Origin of the sequence: Runella limosa DSM 17973 (assembly GCF_000482465.1) — a bacterium.
In the GTDB taxonomy this organism is placed as follows: domain Bacteria; phylum Bacteroidota; class Bacteroidia; order Cytophagales; family Spirosomataceae; genus Runella; species Runella limosa.
The window spans coordinates 1-25935 of the sequence record NZ_AXVJ01000070.1 but is presented as its reverse complement, the minus strand read 5'-3'; the positions used below and the strand labels follow the sequence as shown (position 1 = coordinate 25935).

General features: G+C 35.9%; 22 protein-coding genes. All 22 read right to left on the bottom strand.

Features of this window, described 5'->3' with window-relative positions; translation table 11 throughout:
• Window positions 1-2: 2 nt before the first annotated feature.
• Entirely contained in the window at window positions 3-1886 is a 1884-nt protein-coding gene (locus K339_RS0108830) for a site-specific DNA-methyltransferase (protein WP_028523279.1), read from the bottom strand.
• Window positions 1887-1996: 110 nt separating this feature from the next.
• Window positions 1997-3457 (bottom strand): replication initiation protein, encoded by a 1461-nt coding sequence (locus K339_RS0108825; protein WP_028523278.1) that lies wholly within the window; start codon window positions 3455-3457, stop codon window positions 1997-1999.
• 848 nt (window positions 3458-4305) lie between these two features.
• The gene (locus K339_RS0108820; protein WP_157607532.1) at window positions 4306-4824 is read right to left on the bottom strand and encodes a hypothetical protein; all 519 of its coding nucleotides are present in this window, start codon (window positions 4822-4824) and stop codon (window positions 4306-4308) included.
• 125 nt (window positions 4825-4949) lie between these two features.
• Window positions 4950-5615: a DNA-processing protein DprA gene (locus tag K339_RS33055; RefSeq protein ID WP_037299775.1), complete on the bottom strand. Its 666-nt coding sequence runs from the start codon at window positions 5613-5615 to the stop codon at window positions 4950-4952.
• A 255-nt stretch (window positions 5616-5870) separates the two neighbouring features.
• Complete coding sequence (locus tag K339_RS0108810) at window positions 5871-6401, bottom strand: hypothetical protein (protein ID WP_028523276.1); 531 nt, start codon at window positions 6399-6401, stop codon at window positions 5871-5873.
• Between the two features lie 244 nt (window positions 6402-6645).
• The gene (locus tag K339_RS0108800; RefSeq protein ID WP_169731831.1) at window positions 6646-7467 is read right to left on the bottom strand and encodes a replication-relaxation family protein; all 822 of its coding nucleotides are present in this window, start codon (window positions 7465-7467) and stop codon (window positions 6646-6648) included.
• A 43-nt stretch (window positions 7468-7510) separates the two neighbouring features.
• Window positions 7511-9391 carry a type IV secretory system conjugative DNA transfer family protein gene (locus K339_RS0108795; protein WP_169731830.1) on the bottom strand — a complete coding sequence of 627 codons (1881 nt, stop codon included), beginning with the start codon at window positions 9389-9391 and terminating at the stop codon, window positions 7511-7513.
• Between the two features lie 341 nt (window positions 9392-9732).
• The gene (locus K339_RS0108790; protein ID WP_028523272.1) at window positions 9733-10005 is read right to left on the bottom strand and encodes a hypothetical protein; all 273 of its coding nucleotides are present in this window, start codon (window positions 10003-10005) and stop codon (window positions 9733-9735) included.
• Between the two features lie 28 nt (window positions 10006-10033).
• Window positions 10034-10633 carry an AAA family ATPase gene (locus K339_RS0108785; RefSeq protein WP_028523271.1) on the bottom strand — a complete coding sequence of 200 codons (600 nt, stop codon included), beginning with the start codon at window positions 10631-10633 and terminating at the stop codon, window positions 10034-10036.
• 494 nt (window positions 10634-11127) lie between these two features.
• Window positions 11128-11973 carry a DUF932 domain-containing protein gene (locus tag K339_RS0108775; RefSeq protein ID WP_157607531.1) on the bottom strand — a complete coding sequence of 282 codons (846 nt, stop codon included), beginning with the start codon at window positions 11971-11973 and terminating at the stop codon, window positions 11128-11130.
• A gap of 578 nt (window positions 11974-12551) precedes the next feature.
• Window positions 12552-13181, bottom strand: a complete 630-nt coding sequence (locus tag K339_RS0108770; protein WP_028523268.1) for a hypothetical protein — start codon at window positions 13179-13181, stop codon at window positions 12552-12554.
• A 459-nt stretch (window positions 13182-13640) separates the two neighbouring features.
• The gene (locus tag K339_RS0108760; RefSeq protein ID WP_028523266.1) at window positions 13641-14507 is read right to left on the bottom strand and encodes a DNA/RNA non-specific endonuclease; all 867 of its coding nucleotides are present in this window, start codon (window positions 14505-14507) and stop codon (window positions 13641-13643) included.
• Window positions 14508-15455: 948 nt separating this feature from the next.
• Window positions 15456-16199, bottom strand: a complete 744-nt coding sequence (locus tag K339_RS0108755; protein ID WP_028523265.1) for an endonuclease/exonuclease/phosphatase family protein — start codon at window positions 16197-16199, stop codon at window positions 15456-15458.
• On the bottom strand, window positions 16196-16792 hold the full coding sequence (gene tmk / locus K339_RS33045) for a dTMP kinase (protein ID WP_051397894.1): 597 nt from the start codon (window positions 16790-16792) through the stop codon (window positions 16196-16198). Before tmk ends, K339_RS0108755 begins: the two co-directional genes overlap by 4 nt.
• Before the next feature lie 11 nt (window positions 16793-16803).
• The gene (locus K339_RS36610; RefSeq protein ID WP_051397893.1) at window positions 16804-17880 is read right to left on the bottom strand and encodes a radical SAM protein; all 1077 of its coding nucleotides are present in this window, start codon (window positions 17878-17880) and stop codon (window positions 16804-16806) included.
• Between the two features lie 298 nt (window positions 17881-18178).
• Window positions 18179-18970: a hypothetical protein gene (locus K339_RS0108740; protein WP_028523264.1), complete on the bottom strand. Its 792-nt coding sequence runs from the start codon at window positions 18968-18970 to the stop codon at window positions 18179-18181.
• A gap of 20 nt (window positions 18971-18990) precedes the next feature.
• Window positions 18991-19503 (bottom strand): DUF350 domain-containing protein, encoded by a 513-nt coding sequence (locus tag K339_RS0108735; protein WP_028523263.1) that lies wholly within the window; start codon window positions 19501-19503, stop codon window positions 18991-18993.
• A 7-nt stretch (window positions 19504-19510) separates the two neighbouring features.
• Window positions 19511-20416 carry a hypothetical protein gene (locus tag K339_RS0108730; RefSeq protein ID WP_157607530.1) on the bottom strand — a complete coding sequence of 302 codons (906 nt, stop codon included), beginning with the start codon at window positions 20414-20416 and terminating at the stop codon, window positions 19511-19513.
• Window positions 20417-20422: 6 nt separating this feature from the next.
• Window positions 20423-21583: a DUF2135 domain-containing protein gene (locus K339_RS0108725; protein WP_028523261.1), complete on the bottom strand. Its 1161-nt coding sequence runs from the start codon at window positions 21581-21583 to the stop codon at window positions 20423-20425.
• 2 nt (window positions 21584-21585) lie between these two features.
• Window positions 21586-22407, bottom strand: a complete 822-nt coding sequence (locus K339_RS0108720) for a DUF4407 domain-containing protein (RefSeq protein WP_028523260.1) — start codon at window positions 22405-22407, stop codon at window positions 21586-21588.
• A 142-nt stretch (window positions 22408-22549) separates the two neighbouring features.
• On the bottom strand, window positions 22550-23758 hold the full coding sequence (locus K339_RS0108715) for a DUF4407 domain-containing protein (RefSeq protein ID WP_028523259.1): 1209 nt from the start codon (window positions 23756-23758) through the stop codon (window positions 22550-22552).
• A 48-nt stretch (window positions 23759-23806) separates the two neighbouring features.
• On the bottom strand, window positions 23807-24403 hold the full coding sequence (locus K339_RS0108710) for a hypothetical protein (RefSeq protein WP_028523258.1): 597 nt from the start codon (window positions 24401-24403) through the stop codon (window positions 23807-23809).
• Window positions 24404-25935 lie beyond the last annotated feature (1532 nt).

The following is a 25935-nucleotide window of genomic DNA, read 5'->3' as shown; positions in this document are numbered from 1 at the left end:
GCTTAGATAGTCTTAAAAGAAATACCGTTGTCCTCAAATTTGAGTTGTGCGTTGGTCTTTACGTTGTCGTTATTATGAAATAAGCTATCTAAGCAAATGATATTTTTGGGCTTCAATTCCAATACTGCGGTCTGTACTTCATCACTGTACTTGTCCAGTACAAAAGCCAACTTCTTGTTTGCTGTATAGTAGATTGTTGCACCATCTTGTAAGGTGCTGCACTCGATTTTTTCAGTTAATGGGACACCATTTTTAATAAGTAACTCCCAAAGGATATGTTCGCTTCTTGTGTTTTCTTTCTGTGGAGTTGTGAATAGCTCCATTTGCTTGACCAAATCTTCTTCATTCTCTACCACATCACCACGCCAAATTTTAAAGTTTGAGCTTGCAAGTGTGTATTTTCTGAATCCTAAGTTTTGGTGTTTATCAAGTTCAAGTTTTCCGTCACGCTCTTTCGTTATTTTTTCTATTACTTTTTCTATACGTGTTTTTGAAATATCTGCAATGGTTTTGTGTCCTGCTTTTGATGCTTCGCTTTTATCGTCTGTTAGTTCTGGTAGTTGAACACATATAAATTTTCTATTCCCTCCATCTGCTTCATTAAGTTCCAAAACTGCTTGTGCTGTTGTTCCAGAACCTGCAAAAAAATCAAGAACTATAAAATCTTTATCTTCTTTATCATTGATTTGAAAAGAAAGAGCTTTCTTTATTAAAGATGGTGGTTTTGGAAAATCAAAAATACTTTTTTCCAGTAAGTCATTTAATATCTTACTTCCTTGGTCTGTTGTCCCAACTTCTTTATGATACCATAGATTTGACGGCACCATACCACCGTCCATTTCAGAAAGAAACTTTTTTAATCTTGGATATGTGTTTTCTCCTTTTGTCCCCCAATACAACTTATTTTCTTCAACATGAGATAAATGAGTCGAATATTCATACTTCCATGCGTTTGTTGGATGTTCTATTTCTTTATTTGTGATAGGGTTTATTATCTTATATACTAAATTTTGACGTTGCTCTTTAGTTGCGGGGTTCACATAAGAAACACTTGTCCAATCACCTCTCGGGTCATTATCAGGGTTGGAATATATGGAATCACTTTTTTCATTTCTTGGCTCTTTTATCGTAGATAACTTCTCCGTTTTACGATAACAAAGTATAAATTCCGTAACAGAACCAAACATTTTTGAGTTATTACTTTTTGTAAATCTCTTTTCCCAAATTATTGTCGTTAAAAAATTTTCTTCTCCAAAAATTTCATCCATCAATATTTTTAAGTTCGCTTGCTCATTATCATCTATTGAAACAAATATTACTCCATCATCTTTAAGTAAATTTCTTGCTAAAAATAGACGTGGCAACATCATATTAAGCCAATTACTGTGAAATTGACCATTTTCCTTGTTGTTTTTACGAAACAAGCCTTGTTTCATCATAAAACCATCATCATCTTTATCTCCAATACGTTTGAGATATTCCTCTTTGGTTTCGCTGAACTTATCAGGATAAATAAATGAATCGTTCCCTGTGTTATATGGTGGGTCAATGTAAATCATCTTGACCTTACCGTAATAGGACTTTTGCAGTACCTTCAGTACTTCCAAGTTTTCCCCCTCGATAAAGACATTTTCGGCATTATCCCAATCAATGGACTGGTCAGGGTTGGGTATGAGTGTAGCCGTTGATGGACTTTGCAAAACTTTGTATGCTTCGCTTTTACCTGCCCATGACAGGCCGTAACGCTCTGAATCAGTACTAACGCTTTGACCTAACAATGTTTGTAGGCGTTGTATATCTATTTTATCCTCGGTAAAAGCCTGTGGTACAACTTCCTTTAATTTATTGATAAGGTCTTGGGTAATGTTCAATGATGTTCCGTCCATTGGTAATTGTAGTAATTGAATAAGTAATTAGGTGTTTTATATGGTTATCTTGTACTTATTTCAAGCCCAAAAGTAACCATATCAATGCTGTGTTGTGTAAAAAACGGCTATTATAGTCTTCTTTCCAACGCTTCCGCCTGTTTTACAAGCAATTCCGCATCAGCGAACATTTCAGGATAAAGCTTCCCCGCTTCTGCAATCATAAATCCCGCTACCGCAGGGTGTTTGATATTTTCCTCAAAACTAAGGTTGTTTTTGTAGTATGCTTTGAAAAAACCCGCAGTAAATTTATCAATCAATGCTTGTTTAATCTCTTGATTCACAACTACCTCGGCTAAAATACTCAGTTTCATGTCATGAGCTTGAGCTTTCAAGGCATCGGCTTGCTCCTTGATACTCTGCTGCTGTGCCTGCTTCACCTGCTGCTGTGTATGCTTACGCTCCTGTTCTATCTTTTCTTCCTGGGCAACTTCAAACAAACTTGGAGTTCTGACCATTTGGTTGATGTAACCCCCGATATTTTTTGTCGGTTTCCCCGCTTTGACTTCATTGAGAACATAATCAATACCCAATTGAATCTGTTCTTTCGGTAACTCTTTGAACCACTCCTTAACGGTACTCTTCGCAATTTTATACTTTTTGACCCTTTGAAATGTACTATCAATATCGTTTGCCCCTTGCTTGTTTTTCGTCACTACGATTTCAGTATGTTCGGTAATGCTGACTTCTTCTACCTCACTCGCTTCGATTACTACCCTACCATCGGATTTTTTCAAAACGCTATTCTGTTGCTTTTTAATTTTGAGCTCTTGTTGCCGTGGGGCTTCTTTGTCTTTTAGATAAAAAATAATGGCTGATACTGACCTACCTGATTTTTCTTCTTCGATTTTCCATATTGATAAATCAGTGTACTTTTCAATGTCGTTCATTGCTCTTCGTATCACCTGCTGCTTGAAGCTGCCATATAGTTCATACTCCCCTTCATCAATGGCAAGTATTGTTCTTAACCTTTCAACGGTGTATTTCGCTTTCGAGTTACCAAGTCTTTGTTGGTGCTTCAAAACCAAGTACAATTTGACAGAATAATGACTTGTAATATCTTGAATATTCCTAATATCTATGGTAAGGTATTCCTTTTTGAGTTGGAGTAAGTAGGGTTTCAGCTTCGGGCTGAATTGGAGCAGGATATGATTTTTATTGATTTCACTGACTGGTTCGCTTGTTTCTGTAATGAGGTTGATGGTGGTCTTGTACTCTTTATCATCCTTTGTTTCGTAAATCACAAACTTCCTATCTAATAACCTATGAGCTGCATCCCTCATCAATTCATAATATCTTCCATCCTTCTTTAATGAAAAAAGCTTGATAATATCTTGCACTCTCAATTCATAGGTGGTAAAATCTTCGTCATCAGGCAAAACCATCGTAAGCATGGTCGCAAAAACCCTGAACTCGTGAATATCCATTTTAGAAGTCGCCTCAACTAAGCCCGACTTTCCCCCTTGAATTCTGATAGTGTACCTATCCTGTAGATCCTGCTTTCTTCTTTTAGATAGTTCCTTTTTTGCCATACTCGATAAAAATGATAAAACAGTATGAGCCTACGGTTTTTGTGACAGATTGCAATATGAAATATAAAAATAATATTTTTTTCTTATACTTATATTTCAAAAACGTGATTTTTCTTATAGTAAAGTGTGATTTTTCTTATAGTAAAGTGTGGTTTTTCTTATAGTTGGTGTGAAATTCCTTATAGTTAGGTGTGATTTTTCTTATATTTTGCTCTGTAAACCCTTATAAATAAGCCACTTATTGGGGGTCTTAAATAATAAAAAGAATAAAATTTATATAAAACAACAAAAAGAAAATTTGTTGTTGTTCAAGTAAAAATTTTCTTTTTTATAAAAAAACAGGACATCCTGTATAGGGGATTCGTCCCATTAATAAAAGTGTGATTTTTCTTATAGTTAGAGAATAATAATTGATATTTTGAGCTTTCTATCAAAAAAGGACGTTTCGTAGGTGTGATTTTTCTTATAGTTAGTGTAAAAATGACTTCCGCTAAACCTTTGTAAAGGTGTTGTGATATTTCTTATATTTGATAATAAATAATTGATTATTAGTTATTTATGTTAAAATATTATTTTAAAAAGTATGATATTTCTTATAGTTGGAGGACAAAAAGTGATATTCTGAGCTTTTTATCAAAAAATGAATATTCCTCAGGTGTGATTTTCCTTATAGTTCGGATGAAAAGAGGGTAGTATGGCGTTAGAAGGTGATTGTATGTGGATTGTTATACTAATTGTATTTAACAATGATTGATTGACTATCACACTTTTGACAACAAATAAAGTTGTCAAAAGTGTGATAATTATTATAGTTTGAAGGTTTTTGAGGGAAAAAACTACTTTGCGTGTTAGTATTTTTCGATAAATGTGTTTTTTGAAGGGTGTAAAGTTATCTTGCCTCTTTCTATGTTATAAATTGGGGCGTCGGCGGGCATTTTATCATCTGGTCTTAATAGGGCGAAAACTCTAATTGTTTTATCTGGATAGTGATTATGTAGTATTTGGGCACAAGAAATTGATGTTGTTCCTCTTGTAATCACATCATCTACTAATATAATTTTGTTAGTGTAAATAAAATTATCTCTTAATCTTAGAGAATTAAAATGATCATTAATAGAGGGTCGAGTTTCGGTAGTGTAGCCCGAATGAGATGATTTAATGGATTTGAATCTTTCTAAGCAATCTACTATCTGAAAAGTATCTTTTAACTTACTAAGTTCATTACAAATCTCAAATGGGACACGTAAAGCACCAGGTTTAACTAAGCTACTACTTGGAATTGGAACTAAAGTTGAGTCTTGTATAAATTCAAAAACACCATTATCTTGATTTAATATGTTAAGTAAGAAATTAGGAAATTTTTTCATATTAGTCCAAGATTTGATTGAATTTTTCCAATCTCTTGATGTTTTATGAATCATTTCATGCCCTCTCGGAGAATATCGCAATAGAGTTAAATACTCAATTTCGAGCTTTGATGGTTGGCTTAATGTCATAATAACTCCATCAGTTCATTAGAAAAACAGCGAAGCGGTATTTCTTCAATAAGTTCCTGATAATTATCTCTTGTTAAAACAATTGCACCGTAATTTATCATTTCCTTCGCCCATGAAATATTCATTACATTTTCCATTATATATAATTTTCTGCCTATTCGTAAAGCTTCCCATCCTTGATGCTTTGTTCCACTTGATTCACTTGCTTCCACAATTATCGTTGCATCACTAATCAAAGCCATTGTACGATTTCTAATTGGGAAATTTTTTGGGTTAGTAGGATAACCTGTCGGGAATTGACTAATAGCTAAGTGATTAGCCTTGATTTTGTCGAGTAAGCTACTGTTCTCTTTTGGATAAGATATATTGAGAGGTGTACCAAGTACAGCAACTGTTCTACCATAAATGATTGCTGTTTCATGAGCAATGGTATCAATTCCCTGTGCTAATCCACTTACTACCGTAATTCCTTGTTCACACAAATATTTAGAAATAGACTTTGCTCTGTTTAAACCATTTTGTGATGCGTTTCTTGAGCCAACCACACATACTCTTCTCTCGTTAGTCAAAAGAGAAATATCACCCTCAAGAAAAAGATTTTCGGGGGCATATTTGAGTTCAAAACGGTTAAGCAAGTCTTTATAATCTTCATAGCTAAACATAGGCATCAGAATTTGAGGGTTGAACACAAAAGTAGAAAAGGAATAATATCTACGCAAAAAGAGCATTTAAAGATTATTTTTGATATTAAAAGTAATTCCATCTTTTGGTGGAGCTATTATTGCGGTCCGAAAAGCCAGTTTTCACCTTGGGCGAAATGGAGCAGAGGAGTGTTTGTTGTTCAATGTGGGGGGATTGTGCATCAGATGACTTTTATCTTCATTTGACAGCTATTATTATCTGACACAACCATTTGATTAAGGCGTATCTTCTGAAATGGTGCAATCACACTCTAACCACCCGTTCAGCTCTGAACCATGTAAAATATCTGATTCGGGAATCGAAAACTGTAATCTCACGGGGTTTTGTGCGTCAAAAGCTTTATTTAATCTATCCGCTATTGCAAATGACGAACCATGACTAACTATTTCAGCATACCCCCCCTTTTCAAAAACTAATCGAATATCGGAGGTGTTTAGAATCCTTTCTACCGTCCCTTTTTTGATAGGAATGAGTTTGATAACAAAATATTCCCCCCTTTTTACCTCAATACGGTTTTGTTCAATTTTAAAATACAGACCCAAATCGCCCTCAATTTTTTTATCAATTGTGATTGTTATGGAATCTGACTTAGACCCATTATCTTCGTTTGGTGATTCTGTATGCTCTTTAGCACTTGTAACCGAGCTGTGTATTAGATTTTCTTTTTTTCTGTTTTCATAGATGACAGCAATAGTGATTAGTACGGCAGCACCAATTAAATATCCTGCCCTATTTGAAATTTTCATTGATTAAATACTTCAGTTGAGATGGAACATTTGTTTAATAATAAAATCTTTTCTGGGATAGTAGCTATACTTTTCTTCTTGCTAATTTACGTCGTCATTGAACATTTTATAGCTGTATTATGCGTCACAGGTGCTATCATATTGATAATCCTTGCATTTAAGGAAGGTAAAGACAATCAGAATTTTCCTCCTGAGAACTTTAATGGATAATTACATAATTACATAATTACATAATTACATAAATTTATATCTCACTTGCTAAAACGTTCTTACCGTGTAGGTTGACAAAAGCCGTTTCAAAGCTTTTCATTACGTTCTCGTGTAATCCTAAAAAAAAGTAATCTTCGATTCCGTCAAATTGAAAATAGGGGTCAATCTCAACTCTTTTCAATACAGCTTGTAAGTTGCTTTCATGCTCGAAGGTGCAACAAACCTTTGTGACTACTTCCAACTGGTATTTTGAAGCAGCTAAACCATGCTTGACGGTATAGACGTGCTTTCTGAGTTGTTCAATGACTCTTTTGGCATCTCTACCATTATACACCTCAATGAGCAGAATTTGAGCCTTACGCATCGGCTTTTGATAAATGACGATACTATCGGGGTCAAGAAAATGACCATTGCCAAACTCAATTCTTGTTACTGCGTGCATCGGCTCTTTTTGATGCTTTTTGCGACTACCGATTACATCGAAATAAGTATCGTACCTAATCAGGTCAAATGAGTGATTAGACAACCACTCAAAAATACAAATTTGAGTATTAATCGTACTGACTCTATGGAAATAATCATGCGTAAAAAGGGTAGTAGCACTTTTGGGGTATCTGATATTGTCATAGTGTAGATTTGGCGTATTCTCAACCAATAAGGTCGCCCCCTTGGGGGTCAAAAAATGGATTCTTTCAAGCTGTTTTCCGTATCTTAATAGTGCCTTATAATCCGCAAACTTAACCAATTTTGCGTCAATGAGTTTTTTGAGGGCTTCATAGACTCTGTTTCTGATACCAACTTTCAACCTTACTAATTGCGAGACAGTAAGGTATTTATGAGCTGCAAGCTTTCTCAATATCCTTTCTTGTAAGCCTGAAACAAGCACGATATGCTCGTGATTATGATTCTTGTTCCTTTGACTCATCCGTGCCGTCTTCGTTTTTTTTGTCGTTGTTGTTTGTATCATTCTTATCGGAGTTCTTCGGATTAAATGGCGGTTTGTTCTTTTGATTGTTGTTATGCCCTTTTTTATCGTTATTGTCTTTCCGATTACTGTTATACTTGCCGTTGTTGTTATTCTTCGTTCGGTCTATGGGTTTTTGAGTACTTTCATCAGTTGGGGGAGTGTTCAAAATTACATTGGGGTCGTCCTCCAACTGTTTCATATAGGCTAAGACATCATCAATTGGTCTTTTCCTGTAATACTTTGCCTTCTGTTCCTTGACTGTTTGTTGCCATTGCCTATCAGTCATGGCGTTCTTATCGTCCAAACTTTCAGTTGAACTACGTAAGATGAACGGCTCACCATCCGCAATCTTAGCCATAAACTCACCAACTTGCAACTTTTTCAAAATGGCAATTTCAGCGTCAGTCTCTTTGCTGAAAGCGTTGAGAGACTTAAATGAGTTTGCACCAATGATTTTGATTTTTGTTGTTCCAAAAATTGCGTCCTGCTCTTCGTAATTCATTCCCTGACCTACAAACTGATTGGCAATGGTCAAGTACATCTTGTACTTTCTCCCCTGTGTGAGTATTCTAATCATTGACGGTGATACATAATCCTGAAACTCGTCAATGTACAGATATACGGGTTTTCTCTCGTCTTTTTCCAACGCTGCTCTTTGAAACGAAATACTTTGAATCAGGGAAATAATGATTTTACCTATGAAAATAGGGGCTTTATCTCCCAAGTTTCCGATTGCAAGATTGAATAGTACGAGTTTGTTGTTATCCAGTGCGTTCCTTAAATTAATGGTACTGGGGCCCGATATGAGATTTGCAAATGATGGCATCCCAAGTAGGGTAGTAGTCTTAACTAATACCCCTGCCTTTGAGTCTTTGAAGGTGCTGACATTTTCCCACATATTTCTGAAAAATGTTCTTGTTGCAGGGTTACTACTGTTTTTCCCTGCTTCTACTAACGGTATCGTATGAACATCATTTTTGGCCAATGATGCAAAAGTGTGTAAATCCCATAAACTTGACCCCTCTCTTTCCAAAAGTACATTGACACAGTTATACATCAAGGTCTGCTGTTGGTTCGTGAGCGGTTGACCAAATGACTCACAAATCTCAACCAAGGCACTACCTATCTGTTGATTTTGGAGGTCTATCTCTCTTTCAAGGTTATCAGTAGCTTGTATCTCAAATGGGTTTATTACTGGAGTGTAATGACCTTTGAATAAATCCAAGTCAAGATACATCAACTTGTCTTTCATCCCTGGCTCTGCGTTCTCTTTGAATTGAGCAACTTCCCTTGTAAAATCCCCGTTGGGGTCTATCACGATAATGGAGCAATCCTTTTTGAGATTTTGCCTAATGTCTTGCAAAATCATGGATTTCATCAACTCACTTTTCCCACTACCTGGCGTTCCTGTTATCCATGAATGAATCCTGTATTTTTTGGGTACTGCGACTCTATGCCAATCGTGAAAGATAGTGTACAGTATTGGATTTTTCTTCTTCATAAAGGCAAAGTAACTTGCCAAATCATCCTCTTTGTAGTTCATGATGAACTGCTGTCTTGCCTTCTCGCTCCCGATACCCGCCAACCTAAAAATAGGGTGACGTATCTTCAAATCATCAATCTTGCTTGCCCCTTGGTCTTTATAGGAACTGAACAAGCCACGACTCAAACCACTGGTGTTTGTCCCCTTGAAAACTTCTTGAAACTCGGAAAATTTGACAAACCTTTCATTGATAAAAAGCCACTCGACCAACGGGCGAAAAATCCAGAATCGCCACATTTTTTTGTCGTATTCGATGAGCCACATCATCATGAATTCGTCCACTAACTGTGGTATGTCACACATTCTTGTACCTCCCAAATACAAACTTTCGGGGGTGCGGGGGTCGCAGGTGTTTGTCAGCTTGTACATCAAACTGACCATTTTTTCGCCAATTTTCATGTCGCAAAATGAGGGTAAAACAAAGGGTACTCAAGTACCCCTATAAAACATAGTAACTATTTACAAGTCAGAACTTTATAATACTACAAAAAATTCAATAGATTATGTATTTATGTGCATCCATATTTCAATCTTTTACACATTGCCATAAATACATAATTACATAAAGTGAATGACTCTTGATTCGTCTCTGCTATGCTTCACGTTTAATCCTAACTCTTTGCTACATACTCCTCTAACGCTTCAACAAAAATAGCTTTAATCTTCTTTTTTCTTCTAAATCCAATCTCTCTAATGGTGTCCATCAACTCAACAGGAATATAAACAGTGAACTGTATTTCTTCCGCTTTTTGCTTTGTTGTTGACCGTAATGGTGTGCTTGCTTCTTTCACTGGTGACACTTCTTGTATTGGTGTCGTGTCTTCTTTTTCTTTAAGCTTAGTACCTAAAGATTCTAATTCTGTTTTGAAATTTTTCTTTCCCATTATCGTGATTGGTGTAAGATGTAAAAGGTTATAAGTAGTTCAAAATCTCTTTTGTTAAGTCAAGTATCTCTTGCTTTGCTTTGTCGTCGTCTGTTTCAAATACTCCTCCAGTAATAGGGGAACGTGCATAACTTACCCTTTGGCTTATCATCGTTTCCATGATAGGCATTGCATAATCTTCTAATACTTGCTTTATATCATCGGTCAAACTGGTGCGGTGTTGTATCATATTTAATACAATCGCTGCTTTCAGATTTGGCCGTTTTACTTGTGATTTTTTGAGTAGTGCAATAGTTGCCTTTATTGCCATTGCATCAAGAACGCCTGCCTTTGTTGGTATCAGTACAAAGTCTGACATCTCAAAAAATTCAGGTAGCTTGTTGCTCAAATACGGGGGCGTGTCAATGATGGCCACGTCGTACTTGTCTTTAATAGTAGTAATCTCGTCTAAGGGTATCAAATCAATTCCCTTCAATCCTACTAACTCGCCCAATCCTGCAATGCTCCCTTGAGGGTCACTATCCAGTATCGCAACACGTAATGAGTTTTGTAAACAATACCCAAGATTTAAGGCTAATGTTGTCTTGCCGACTCCTCCTTTTTGATGGGCTACGGTAATAATTTTCATGTACTTATAATGGATAAAATTAAATAATCTGACTACGTTGTAGTATGATGTTATGCTCTAAAAAGTCAATCGCTCTTTCAAGGTTGTTTCTATGAATGACTTGTAAGTATGGCTTGCGATTCTTCGGATGAACTAAGCGAACATCACTTTGGAAAATCGTACCAATAGGGTAGTGCTTCCTAATACTTCTTGAACAATCCACAAAGTAGCTACTTGCTACATTCTGACCCTCTAAGGGTTTCAAGCGTATCTTATTGCCAATTTTAACTGATACCAAGTACACATCTAAATAGATATTTGGCCGTGTTGTAAGGTTTTGAAACAGTCCCATCGTTGCAATCAAGTTTGATAAACAAAGATACAATATTTTTACATAAATATATAATTATTGTTTTATGTAATTATATATTTATGTAATGTAATTGCAACAAAAAAACACCTACTTACCTGAAACAGATACATAGGTGAATTGGGTACATAACCCGTTTGCCTCATTAGTTAATCGCAAGCTGCAATTTGATAGTATCAAGCACACCCCTATCAACTCGCTCCTTCACATCCATTGCAAGCCCTACCCGTTGGTCATGGTTCAGAATACCATTAAAGCTGTTGTATAGCAACCAAGCACTCGGCTCGGTGTGTAACGCTTCGGCTTCTTCGTACAATTTCAATGGAACTTCCTCAATGATTCGCTTTGGGAATGTGTCGCCTTTTTGCTCCCGTAACCGTTTCATAATTTCCTCAATCTCCTTTGCAGTTATTCTTCGTTCGGTGAGTTTGCGAAATTCGCGCAAATTATCATCGAGTGCATCAAGGCGGTTCAAGATAATATCCAAGTTAGGCAATGGGTCATTGTTGTGCTTTTGATGAACTTGTGCCTCTTTCCGATAACCCATTAGGCCGTTACTACAAATTTGTCGATAAAACGACAAACTGATACTGTGGCGTAGTGTTCCATCGTATGAGTTTTGAACTTCAATCATGGCGTTCAGATAGTCTTTATTGGTCACTTTCAAGACACTATCAATCAAGATAAACTGGATTGAAAATCTGCGGTCGTCTTCGTTCCATGCTCTGATTTTGTAGCCATCTTTTCCAAACGTAGAATCAAGCTTGGAAATGATAGGGCTTACAAGTGCTTCATTACTAACCAGTTTATAGCTACTCCCTGCAAGGTGCAAGACTTTGTTCATACTTGGGCAATAGATGGCCGAAGCGTACTGGCCACCAAAATGACAGTCGGTGAGTATTGCTCTGTTGGGTGTGAGTTCGTGTTGCTCGACGGTAAAAAGGACGTTTTCAAGTGAGGCGGAGCGAGCCTTTAGAGTTGCATTTGACATAGTGATTTGTGTTTTGGTTTGCTGAATCACTATATCAATCTGATGGTAAAAATCAATATTACATAAATATATAATTGCATAATTATGTAAATAAACCCACTTGAAATACAAACAGTTTTCAATAAAAAAGGCTTGCACCCCTACCAACGGTCAGGCGGCTACAAGCCTTATTAGGGTTGATTATTTGGTGTAGTGTTCGATACTACCAAATAAATCAGAAAAATTTATACTCGACCTTTTCGGTTCTTGACTTTGTGGTAAACGGGAATAGGTTTCATTGATAGATTAGTGTCAAGTCAAACTCACCAAACTCACCTTTTCCATTACGGGCAAAGAATCAAAAAAAAGACTTCCTCTTTTTGTCAAACTGTATCGGATACCATTCAAACATTGTGATTGGGTCGTACAGCTTCATCAAAAGTTGGGGGTCTTTTTTGTGCTAAAAGCATGAAACATTGAATTACAAAATAAAAATTGCAGGCAATCCGACCCGCAAAAGTAAAGATAGTAAATATCAAAGAAATAAAAAAAGGGCTTATACCCATAAAAGTAATATTGTTACCTATAAATCATTTCAATTAGTCATAAATCATTGGAATTGGTTTTGTATCCCAATTCATTATAGTACGGACAGATTGTAAGAATTGTAAATAATCAGACTTGTGTTCTTTAAGGAACTGTTGAAGTATGAGTTCAAGTTTTGTTACTTCTGCCTCTTCAATATAGTAAACTATCTGATTTTCTTCTTCATCGAAATCATCAAAGAAAGGCAAAAAGTTATTGAAATTTAATTGATTGAAATATTCTTTGAACCGCAGATTTGCTGCATATTTGACTGTTATATGTTCAATTTTTTTAGAATATGAACCTGACTCATCAAGAAAGGATTGTTTATCTTTTAGTGCAGGCACACTATGAAAGCAAGTCTCAAAATCTTTTTCAGTAAAGATACTTTCAAAAATGCAACCATATAGAGTTGTTGTAATACGTTCAGGGATACTGCCTCTATCATAATCTATTCCTTGGTCTTTAGGAATAGCTCCATAGATTATCCCAGCATCTATAGAATCAGTCCCTTTTTTTTGGAAGAATTTTATTCTCCCTACTCTTAATATTTTAAATTCCTCATAACAAATAGTATATGCAACGAAATGTCCTAACTCATGCCAAAACACAGTTTCAAAATTGTTTTCTCGTATTGTATTCATGTTTGTTGCTTAAAATAAAAAAAGGCTTGCACCCCTACCAACGGTCAGGCGGCTACAAGCCCACTTTGTTCTTGATTGGTAAATCTGATAGTTTGCATGGAGTAAAAGACGTGTCTTTGACTACAATGTTACAATCAGTTATACCTGATTCATCAAAAATGATTCGTCTTGTTGTCTCGCCTCGCAATCTATCTCGCCAACTTGGTACAAATAGGCCATAAAAATCGCTATTCTTGTAATCATACCGAATCGGATAAATACATCATCAACGGACACAATCAACGAACTTTGCAAGTAATACAGGGTCTTTGTACTCAATTTGGTATTCAAAAGCCGCATAATGTTGTAACTCGGCTTTTGAAAATACTGCGATAAGCGGTAAATGAAACAATCGCATTTTTAATGAAAATGAAATAAAAACGCCTCAAAAGGGCATTATAAAGGTACGCTATTTTGTAATTACATAATAATATCAAATACCGCTTGAATTGTCTGCAAATCAGTTTTTTGCTCGATGCTGCTTTGAATCCCTGTGGGTACGTTTGAAAAGAAGTCTAAGCCTGTGCGTTTCTCGATTTCATCAACGCTGACCCTGTAATTGCTCCACTTCTCCGCTCCGACTTCATTATTGTTTGGCATCCATACGGCTATGACTCGCGTTGTGGCTGTAACACGCTGCACGTCATTTGACCCGATAGGTAGTACAATAATGACTTTCCATAATGCACTCGGTACGGTGATGCTGCCGATGGTGGTCGCTTGGCCGTTGTCGCCTTCTCCTCCTTTACCGTATGTTCCTGCTACAATATATATTTCGTTCCCGTCTTTCAATAACTCTCGTGTGTATTGCTCCAGTAGATTCCACGCCTGACGGTTATGTTTTGGGGCTTGTGGTACAATATTAGTTAATATAAAGGTGCTTTTGTTCTCCTCAATGGTGCTGTCTCGGTCGTCGCTCGGGCAAAGGTGGCCACGGTCAAACCCTGTATTGGTGTAGTCGCTATGTCGTGCAACATACCACCCTTGGGGCAATGTATTATCGGGGATAAACTGACCAGAATATCGTTCAACTCCCCCTTTCCATGCTGTTGATAAATGCCAGGAACACCAATTAGTAAGATTCGTTGTTGCGTTATAGCTTAGTGCATAGCTTGGCCGTTGAATAAGGTAATTTTTTGAATTATTCGGGTCGCTCGTGGCGTTGCTTGGATTTCCAAGGGTCAAGTGGTCGTCACGGGTTGGTCGTTCGATTGTTGGGGTTACATCGTCGGGGCGGCAACTTGTAATCATCAAAACAATGCAGGCACTAAAAATAAAATATTTCATAATGATATAAATATGTAATTACATAAAAAGGGGCTTGCACCCCTACCAACGGTCAGGCGGCTACAAGCCCTCATTTTGTTTGAGTTCAGAGAAGCGGCACTTATGAAAGCTTGCATCTCTCTCAATTCCAATACCAAGTGGTCACTTGTATTCTTCCAATTCATATAAACTGAAAGAACCTCGCTCATTTTCTACTCCTACGACAAATCAAAAAAAGATTCCTGTTTCCTCTTCGTATTCAGTTGCAAACCGTGTTCGCTTTGAACATGGGTCAAAAAACTTACATACTACGATAGGGTCTTTTGTTTCTGATTGTACTCAGATTTTGCGAAAGTCAGCAAGGAGTTCTTGCGTCAAGAATTTGTGTTTTCTCATGGTATTGGGAAAAGAATAAAAAAGTGCCTGTGAAAAGGCACTTACGAAGATAGAGAAAAACCTTGCGCGAGCACAAGCTTTTCCAAATAAACCTAAAAAATGACATAATATTTTTGTTATTGACGACCCCTCATGTAACGGAATTTGAGTATTTGTTGCTTTTTGAGCGTAGAAGTTCAATAGTCTGATTAATTGCTTAATTACTTTGTTTTTTAAATTTCGAGCGTTGAAAAGCGGGCTGATTTAAATTGTAAATCCCTTTTCATACCCAAACCTTTAACCTTTACATTTAGTAATTCCTGCAAGCTGAAATATCACCGTTCAGGGTCATTTCAGTCAACATAGCCGAAAAACTCTTGCCTTTTTTCATCATACTCGGCATACCGTGTTCGGTGTGAGAATGGATGGAAAAACTTGGTGATTACCAGTGGGTCTTTAACTCATTCTTGGCGACCAATCTATTAACTCTTGTGTGAGCAGCTTCATGGTGCAAAATATAAAAAATGCGATAAAACGCATCATTAAAGATAAAAATAAAATGTGGTACTGTTTCTATAAGCAATAATAATAATGCTAAAATTTTAAATTGGATATGATAGCCGAATGATCACTCAATTTTAATTCTACAGGTTCTGAATTATAATAGCATCCATCAATATATGAGGATATATTTTTTGATACAAATGTGTGATCATAACGATACCCATCGTTTGTACGGCCTATCCAACTATAAGCCAATTCTGTTGGATATAACATACGGAAAGAATCAACAAAGTTGTTATTTATTAAAAAATCATAAAAATCATATTCCCATTGTTTAAAAAAAGAATAATGAGGTACATGGTTTGGTTCAAGAATATTTAAATCACCACAAAAAACTAAATTTTTTTTGTCATAATTTAAAAATGCCTTCTTTAATTCATCAATAAAACGCCTTTTTCTTTCAATTTTTAATTCACTTGAATCTCTTGAAGGGATATAAGTAACAATTATCTCTATTGGAATATCGCCAATTAGAACTTCACAAGAACTAATCCTACTATTTATAAAATTTATTCCTTTAGAAAAATTCCCTACTTTAATATTATGTTTGCTTGCTATCATCACACCATACTCGTTATCAAAAGGCTTAGGAAAGATTGTATTATATCCATAAGCATAAAAAAGCTTTTCTAATAGCTTACAACCTTCACTATTTTTGGTTTCCGTTAGCAGAAAAATATCGCTTGGTTGTTTACGAAGCCATTTAAATTGTTTCTCCACTCTTTCAGTAGAAGGGTTTGCAATATTCCAACAAAATAAGGATAATGAAGTCATGGTTTTTTTAATAAAATTTGAATCTCTTCAATTATAATCATTACTGTTTTTTCTATCGAATTTTCAGTATTATTAATAGTTATCAAATTGAATCCTTTATCAATTAGAAAATTTGATGTAACCTTGTATTTTTCGATTTCTTGTTTTCGAGAATATTTTCTTTCAAACCGACTGAGGGCTTTTCTTTTTTTCATTCTTTCTTCAACTACACGAGGGTCTCCCGTTAAAATAATGCTTAAATCAGGAATTATTATTTTACTATTTATATTCCAAATAAAATTAATATCTACACCATCTAAACTTTGTAGAGCGAGAGATGATTCAATATATCTATCTGAAATAACGAAAAGATTTTTTTTTAATTTTGGAATAATTTCTTTTTCAATATGATAGTATCTATCTGAGGCTATTAAACAAGTATAAACAATTCCATTTAAATCATTTTCGGATTTTCTCACAAAATTCCCTAAAAAGGAATCTGTTGGCTCTTTTGTTAAAAAGACTTTTAGTTTAAGTTTTTTTAATTCTATTTTTAATTTCTTAATAATAGAAGATTTGCCAACTCCATTAATTCCATCAACTGTAATGAACATATATGTTTTTTTTAATACTTTGGACAAACTTCTTTATCAATACCTTCAATTTCTTGGCCGGATGATATTATTGCCGCAGGGCATCCTTTACCACATTGTAAATTATTATTACAATTTTTACATATATTATTACCTCCTAAGTCATATTTTTCACGCAAAACATATTGTTTTAACTTAACGTCAATATCTAAATCAGAAAAAATATTTCCCACAATGAATTCATCGGGACTGTGCTTACTATCAGGTGTTTTGGCTGCAAAAACTAAATATGGACAAACTGTTAATTCACCATTAACAAAAATATAAACTATATTTCCAGCTTCACATGATGAAAGCGGTATTTTTTCAGTATTAGGAAACCTAATTAAAGTTGTATCTACTTCGTTTTTATATTTTTGTGCTATTTCTTTTATTTCATTCATTATGTTTTGAGAAGCAGAAAAAATACTTTTGCTTTTAACACCTCTACCATAGTTAGATAACGGATTTAAAAGAATATATTTAGCATCATTTTTTAATGCAAAATCATAAATAAAATTATATTCATCTGTATTTATTAATTTATTAGGAGTAATTAATAGTCCTTTTAATAATCCATGTTTAGCAAAAAGTTCAATCGTTTTTATAGTTTGATAAAAAGATTTTTTATCACCTCTAAAAAGGCCATGACTGCCAGGGCTAAATCCATCTAAACTAATATTTATAGATGTATTCCCAATTTCTTTTAAACGTAATATTTGTGACTCAGTTGTTAAAGTAGCATTAGTACATATACTTGTACTTATACCAGCACTAACTAACTTTTCAACTATTTCTAATATATCTGCGTGTGCAAATGGCTCTCCACCTGTAAGGGTAGCACTAATAACATTACATCTCTTTAAATTAGGTATTAGAATTTCTGTTACATCTGATATGCTCATTGAGTCACCATGTTTTGTAGCAGACACAAAACAATGAACGCAATGTAAATTACACTTGTCTGTTATTTTAATCAATGCTTTCCTATATGGTGCTTCTACAGAAGTACGAAAAAAACATGAATGTAGCGTTTTTTCGCTTAAAATCTTCCTTTTAAAATCTTCCATGATAATTATCGTTACGTATGACTATCTTGACTGATATAAATCATTTGACAATAACATTGAAATAGTTAAAATGAATTGATAGAATAAAACCCCTCTATCAATAATAAAAATGTATTTTTTTATAAAAAATTTAAAAAAACACATCGGGCTATTTAGCATTGCTCAGTTATTAATTGTAATAGGCTGTAATCCGTTACATTTAAACCAATATTTAATAAGTATTGGTGTTGGACTTTTCTCAACAACACTTGCATTTGTACTAATTAGGTCAAAATTTTATTAAGGAGGTTTTTCCTCCTTAATTACTCAAGCTATGTAACTTATTCTCATAACACTCTGCCCACTTAGATAATTCTACTGGAGTAGGAGTATCTGCATTATGCCAAACTAATTTAAAAATCTTAATAAATAATCCACAATCAAAATGATTTACGTCACTTTCTATAACGCGATATTTTTTTGCAGCAATGCGTTCATATATACTTATTGCATCAACTGATGGGGCATGTTTAGTAATTCGTCCCCGTACTTTTAAGTCTTCTATGTTTTTATTATAAAATCGTAATTCTATATTGTTAATTTCTTTAACAATCATTCCATACCTAATTTCTTCTTGTTCATTTTTTGGTCTTCTACATAAAATTTGTATCCTTCTAAATTCTAGATCGTACAGTTGTTTAAATTGTGCATTATTTTTAATAGATTTAATATCAGTTCCAAAAAAATTTAAATCTCCAGCAAACATACGCATTGTGTCAATCTTTGAATTTTCAGTAAACTTTCTAATTATTAAATCTAATTCTTTTGGTGAATATACTCTATCATCATAATTGAGAATCAAGTATATAAATACTTGATATAGAACACATACTATTAGGATTATAAAACCAAACCATAGTTTTGAATTATCTGGATTGTTTAAATTTTCTTTCATAAAAAAGATACTACATCCAACTGGAACAATGCCAAGTAAGTAAAATAAGAAAGTCCATTTTTTGAATTTTTGGTTCCGCTGTGTTAAAGTATTGGCAAGCAATCCGAAAAACACACCGATTAAGGCGTACATAATGTTTGATAGAAACTCTTCCATTAGATTTATTGAGCTTTATTTTAAAAGTAGTTCGGAATACTTGGATAAGGTATCAAAGATTCTAAAAGCATAACAAATCCATCCCGTACAAATAAGGATAGTAAAATTACGATGGTAGTCGTAATAAGAGCCACGGGTATATTGTTCTTGTTCACTTGGTCTAATTCATTGATCTTACGAGTAAGTAAACCCCAAAGCCACAAACTTATTAGCACAACCAAAAAGGCAACTACCACACTTACCAACAGGAAATAAATAATATACTTAGCTGACTCAACGAAGCTGCCACCGTCTTTCTGCACAATTCTAATGGCATTTTGGATAGGTATCATGGCATTTGATGCTAAATACCCAACTGCAAACAAAATTCCGCTACACAAAATAGCATAATCTATGTTGCTGGAGGGGTCAATCTTATACTTACGGGCAATAATTTGGTTTAGGATTTGGTATGCTCCGTAAAGCAGTATGACTCCAATGAACAAAGAAAGCAAAATTTGCAACAAAGCCGAAAAAAATAGGGTAGTATTCATAAAAAAGTTACCTAACGGTTAATTGATTTGTTGTTATGTACCAATTTCGGGGTTCAAACCTTGGTAAACTGCCAATTTGATATCCTTCAGCTGTGGTCTCCCACACGTAGTATTTTTTGCCCGTACCGAGCTCAACGTAGTACAAACCACTACCAGTGGGTATATTAATGCCTAAAATTGAGTGACCTTCCACGTCGCTGTTCAAAATTACTACGTCGTACTTAAACTTTGACAGCACCGTATAGAGTAATACGGTTCTGGTGTCGCAGTCACCTTTGAGATTGTACATAAATTCGACGGGAGATTGTACCCCGTTTTGTATAATACCGTCTATGTATGGTCGTCTTGCCAGTAAGTACTGATAGGCAAAGTTATTTGTTTGCCCTGATGCTTCGCAACGTCGCATGTATTCGCCCGCTTCATCGGCAATTACCAGAAAATACGGAATACTTTGAATACAGCTTACAATCATCTCGGCAGTCTCGGTGTTCCCTAATTGGTTACGCTTCGCTATGTCGTAAAACATGGCATAGAGTCGGTTAAGTTTGGGTGCGTCGAACTCAATCAATTGCTCATAAAAAGAAGACTGTGCTCGATTATTCTTACTTGTTGGGTAATCACTAATACAGACTTTGATGGTACCGTTGAACGTACGGCCTGCGTAGTCGCTCCACGTAATGCGGTGTTCCTGCAATGCACAGTCTTCCTTTATTTTGCGGTCAGAGCTATCGAGTCGGGGCTTGGTGTCTTCCTTGTATCGTTTACGTTTTGTGGCCAGTTCGGGCTCAAAACGAAAGATTAACGGGCTTAAAAATATCATCACCAATATCACAAAAAATAGATAGGTCAATGCCCAAAACACACCATTCCCACCAAAAAAAGAACGCAATCTATCTTTTAAAGGTTGTTTCACGGGTAATTATTTGTTTATAGTTCTGGCTTGCATATACTCGCCTTTGCCTACTTCAAATTCAGTTATTTTTACGGAATTACCTCCGTTGGGTACGCTCTCAGGTATTCGTCCAGATGCACAGTTACATGGTTTTGAAACGTTGCCTGTAAAGATTTGTTCTCGACCTTTATATTTGAGTTTTAAGGTAAAAGGTACAGGGGTATTGTCTTGTTTGTGTTTTTTGAAATACAAGGCATAGACCTCATACTTGCCTTTGGGTGGTGCATTTTTCCAGAAAATGTTTTCTATGGGGCTATTAGTTAAAGGATTGTTAGCGTTTATGTCTAAATCCATGACACCACCACCGTTTTGTTTATTGCCAAAATAAATCCAACCATTGGGAGTACGAACTACTAAGTCTAAATCATCATTATTTTGCCAAAACAAACTCATCTGCATTTCACCCGTGCCTAAGCCTCTATCATCTACCTCTACCGTATCATAAATTACTACCTGACGGCGAATAGTGTCTATGGTTGGTGATAATCTGAGACTATCACGGACATATACCGTATCAATAATTACCACCCGTCGTAACGTGTCGTTAACTGTTGGCCGTGGTGGTACGTTTTCGCCACAAGGTGGACATTCAGGACAGGGGTGTTGGCAGGAACACTTGCCAAACAAGAAACACCATAACAAATACAGTAAAAGAAATAAGCCTAATAGTTTGAGAATAATCCCTAAACATCCACCCGTACCATCAAAGAACCCACCTCGAAAACCGCTCTTGCCTACTAATGTATCTTTGGTTTGTCCTCCTCTTTGATCACTTCGTACCAAGTTGTCAATTTTACCGTATATGACACCCGTCAACCCACCGTAGGTTTTTCCTTCACGGCTTACGGTTTCGTGCAGTTGAACACTCTGGATAATTACATTGGTCAAATTGACCTGTTGTGCTGTGCCGTCGGTGAACTTTATTTTGATACCTCCTAAATATTCGGGTTCAAAAGAATGTTCGTCGGTCATGCCCAAAAAATCGTACTTCTCAATGTACTCCGCCCCTGTTACTGTGCCTTCGTACAAATCAATGCTGTGGTATTTCTTAGTGGCCGTGGTCTGTACGTTTAAGTCTTCACCCTCATACTTACCCGAAAAAATGCCTTTGATATATTGAGTACTCATGGTTATTGGGGTCTGGTGAAAATAGGGTTGCGTTCCCGCTGAATACGTCGCGTGTTAAATGGCGGGTCTTCGTATAATTCGTAATCGGAAATTTCAACATCTACCAACTCTTTGAAAAGTCTTTGGATGTATTCTTTGGTTAGATAGTAAGCATTGCGTATATAAAGCGTGTCATGCTGGTACTTGATGCGCTCATATTCGCCGTTACGAATGATGTGCAAGTAAGACTTCAAAAAAAGCGGTATTAAAAACATTACTATAATCGGCACTCTAAAAAACCACAACTTTTGACTGTATGCCTTATACATCAGACTAAAGCGGCTTAACATTGAATCAATTTTAAAGCGTTGAGCTTCTATTTCAGTCAAATTCAGTTTACTCTGTAATGCTTGGTAGTTGGTACTTTCAGGATTGCCTTTTAAGATGACAAATAGCGGGTCTAATGAAGGTTTGAAAATCATTAATTCTAACATTTCAGCAATCGCCAAACCTAAGAAACCTAGGAAAAAGACCCGTACAATGTCGGCAGTGGTAATTTGTAAACGGCTGGTTTGGTATCCTTCAAAATAGATCGTATTACCCGAAAGAGAACAAAATATGAATCGGTACAGGTTGGTTATGGATAATCCGAAACACAAACCAATACCATCGATAGATAGGTAATTACCAGTAACGTAGCTGATGGCATACCCTGCTGCAAAACTTGATAGCAGGGTAATTACCAGAAGCATTAACCCCAGTACTGTGTGGTGCTGTCGGTGTTGATGCGAACAATAGCTTAGGTAATGACTATCTACACAGGCGAATTTCCAAAGTCCTTTCATGTTTAGAAATCAATAGAAGATGTTAGAAAAAAGTGTAACGGTTCGGTATTATTCAGATACGGGGCTAAACTGCTTATATCAAAACCTTATTAGTGTCATAGTTTGTGAAATTTAGTTGAATAGGGACATTTCGCCCCTACCGTTAGCCTTCGCGTTTAATGTACTTTTCGTGGTCGTCGTCAATGTTTTTATCTTCCTGTGCTGCCCACTTGTCAACTATCTTCTTGGAAAGCTCTCGTTGCTTCCTTATAATATGCTCCTGTTCTTGAATAATTTGGTCAGGGACATAATTAATGGTGTAATCGACGGCTTTGCCGTTTTCATCGGGCTTGTAATACTCAGGCCGTATTTCGATGGCCTCCCGTGCTTTAATGATAGCGTGTACATTTTCTTCCAAATAATCGTAAGGACTTTTGATAATCATCAGCTTAAAGAAAATAGGCGTTAGCTCCAAAGCCAGAAAGAGAAGTGTTATAAATTTTGTAATCCACCCGCCAATTTCGTGCGCAATTTTGATACGTTCAAGAAGCCCATCAAGCATTTTAGCCGTTTTCTCTGTGCCTTGCCTTTCTTTCTCCCTATCACCTTCTATTTTCTTAATTTCTGTTGCTAAGTCTTCAATTTTTTTATCCTTTTCCTTTACTTCGTCTTGTTTTTTATCCTTTTCAGTCCGAAGCCCTCGCGCAACAGGTCCATCGCCAGGGCGATTAGAGTTGACAAGTTCGTCTGTCAATTTAGCCTGTAATTCATCTGCTTTCTTTTGCAATTCATCGCGTTCTTTAACGAATTGTGCTTTTTGTTCTTCTTTCTTTTGGATAGTCATTTCAAACTTCGAATCTACCCCTGCACGTAAACTATCGCGGAAAGCAATACGACGAATATTGAGTTGTGCGTCAATTTCTGATTGAAATATTCGTACTTCTAAAGGTGCTGAAATTGTAATCGCAATAATTGCACCCAAAAATAAACGAGGAGCGGCACCGATAAGCTCTTTCCTTGTAATCGCATCAGTACCATCGCCCTTACCTGTACTGGTCACGATGTAACGATCAAGGTTAAAAATGATATAGCCCCAAACTGTTCCAAACGACATTGCTAAAAGTATCCACATAGGATAAAGTTGTTCTGGCGATTCAAGTGCTTTGGGGCTAAAAATTGTATAAAAAGCGTAACCTCCTGAAATACCCCCCAATACTCCTGTCATTAAAACAATGCCACCTAAACAGAAATATTTTACGTGATCTGAGTAAGAACAGCAATTCAAAATTTGTTCGTCGGCTCCCCCTGCCTTGTATAACCAACGGGAAAATCCTGCTACTTTGGGGCTTTGGTAATTGAGTAAACGTTTCATGGTTAAGAGTTAAATTAGATTTATGTTCTTTAATGATTTTTCAATAGTCTAATCCAGTTGGCTCAGCATTTCATCCAGCTTTCGGATGTCATTGATTTCTTTGAGCTTATGCAATTCATGTTCGTCTGGATGCGGAACTTTTGGCACTATTGCAATGCGTTTGTTTTGTACCATCACTTGCGGATTTTTTAGTTGAATTTGTAACAGGTGTTGGCGTAACTGAATACTTGGTAATTTGACAATCATCAAAAGATTTTTGACACTTACATTCAAACTTCGGACATTAATATTCAGACCCTGCGTTTGTTGTATTGTTGGGATTTTTACCCTTACTCTTCTAAGTCGGTCGGTTGCTGCGTCAATTTTTGATACATCAAACTGATGAACTTTGATTTTGACCTGTTTCATGTCAAAGGGTATTACATCGGTCGTTACTGTTTTCGTAATTACCGAATCGTACCCGTAAGCCGTAAGCGTATAAGACTTGACATTTGCATTTGCCTGCACGATGATTTGATTCAGTTTGGTTACATCTCCGACTCCTGAAAGCAGCACTTTGTAAGCGTTTTCTACATCCCAAGCCAAAAGTAAGTATCCGCGATTCAAGCGATAGACAGGGTTGCATTCAAATGAGTGCAGTATCATTTTTCGTTTTGTAAGAGCATACCAAGTGCGGTAATAGCCATTACGGATACTTCGCTTCACAGTATGATACAACCGTGTTATTGACAGTATGAACTGATTATTAATTATCATAACACAGTATTTTGTATAAGCGATTCTTTCCCAATAACAAATAGGTTGTTGGTAATCATTGGCGTTATTTATTTAATCAGCAGATAGCAAAAAGTAGCGAACACATTCAAACTGAATGTGTCCAATAAATTGGCTACCTTAATTTGACTAAGGTGTGTACGATACGATAAAAAAAGAAATGATTATAACCAAATAGAGTTAGGGAACTCTTGGCAACTGTATTAGAGAAAGACGCTATGGAGGTTCCATTGTAGTGCGCTGCTTTTGTTGATTGACTAACAACGTTTCGCCAAAGGTCTAACGAATGACTGAATACGCAAATACAAATTGGATGAACGATAGGGAATATCAATGAGCGGTGAAAAATAGCCAATAGAAGATAATTATTCTGAGCCGCATGTATAGATACACGGCTGCTGCGCGTCCATACATCACTTTGCTTTTTTCTCATTTGGCAGGAATGCAAATTAATGGTGCATTATAGGGCAAAAGAGATATATGCCAAATTTTGTACTAACTATTCTTAGAAAAGTTACCAAACGGCAATTATAGCATTATCAACGCTGGTAAAATGTTGAATAATCTCCTTTTGTGCTTCCAATCTAAGTTCAGAGCGTTCTTGCTCCTTGGTACTAGGATACTAATTGTTTTATAATGACTTGACAATCAGCAAGATAAAGTATATAATATTTTGTGTCCAGATGTTTACATCCCTTTTGGGCATGGTATCATGATATTCTTACTGGTTGTTATTTTTTGTACTTATGGTTGTTGGTTAATTGGAAAAGTATGCGATAGTGAAGCTAAAATAGCAAAAAATAATGGTGAGTATTCTAAGGCTAACCTGTATACCACCATTTCAAACATAGGCTTTATTACTTCCGCTTTAGCCATTCTTTTACTGGTATTTATCCAGTTTTGGGGAAAGTATATTCCCCAATGGATGTACTAACCACAACCAAGTATAATGTCAGGCCCGCTGTTTTTGCTTGCGGGCTTTTTCTTTGAAATAAGAACTAAAATGATAACACGGGTAAGCTTTTGATGAAAATTTTATTAAAAATAACCCTGATATGTGTTTCATAGCTATACGATACTGACTCAATGCTTGTTTGTGATTATACCTTTTTTGCATAATTAGCGAAACTATTTTTTATATAAATACATAATTATATATTTATGTAAAACTTAATTGCTTTTTATAAGCCCTTTCAACGCTTTGCCTTACAAAAGCTTTACCCTTCGGGGTAGTATAGCCATTATTCCATTATTGTTTAACTGCTCCGCTATACTGGCAAAGCTTAACCCTTGTTGCTCTCTACATACTTGGGTAGTTTTGCCGTTTCGTACAAAAACCGTCACTTGGGCGTTTGCTCGCTAAAGGGGCGTATAAGTTGGAAATCCATCAACGCTTTCCAGTC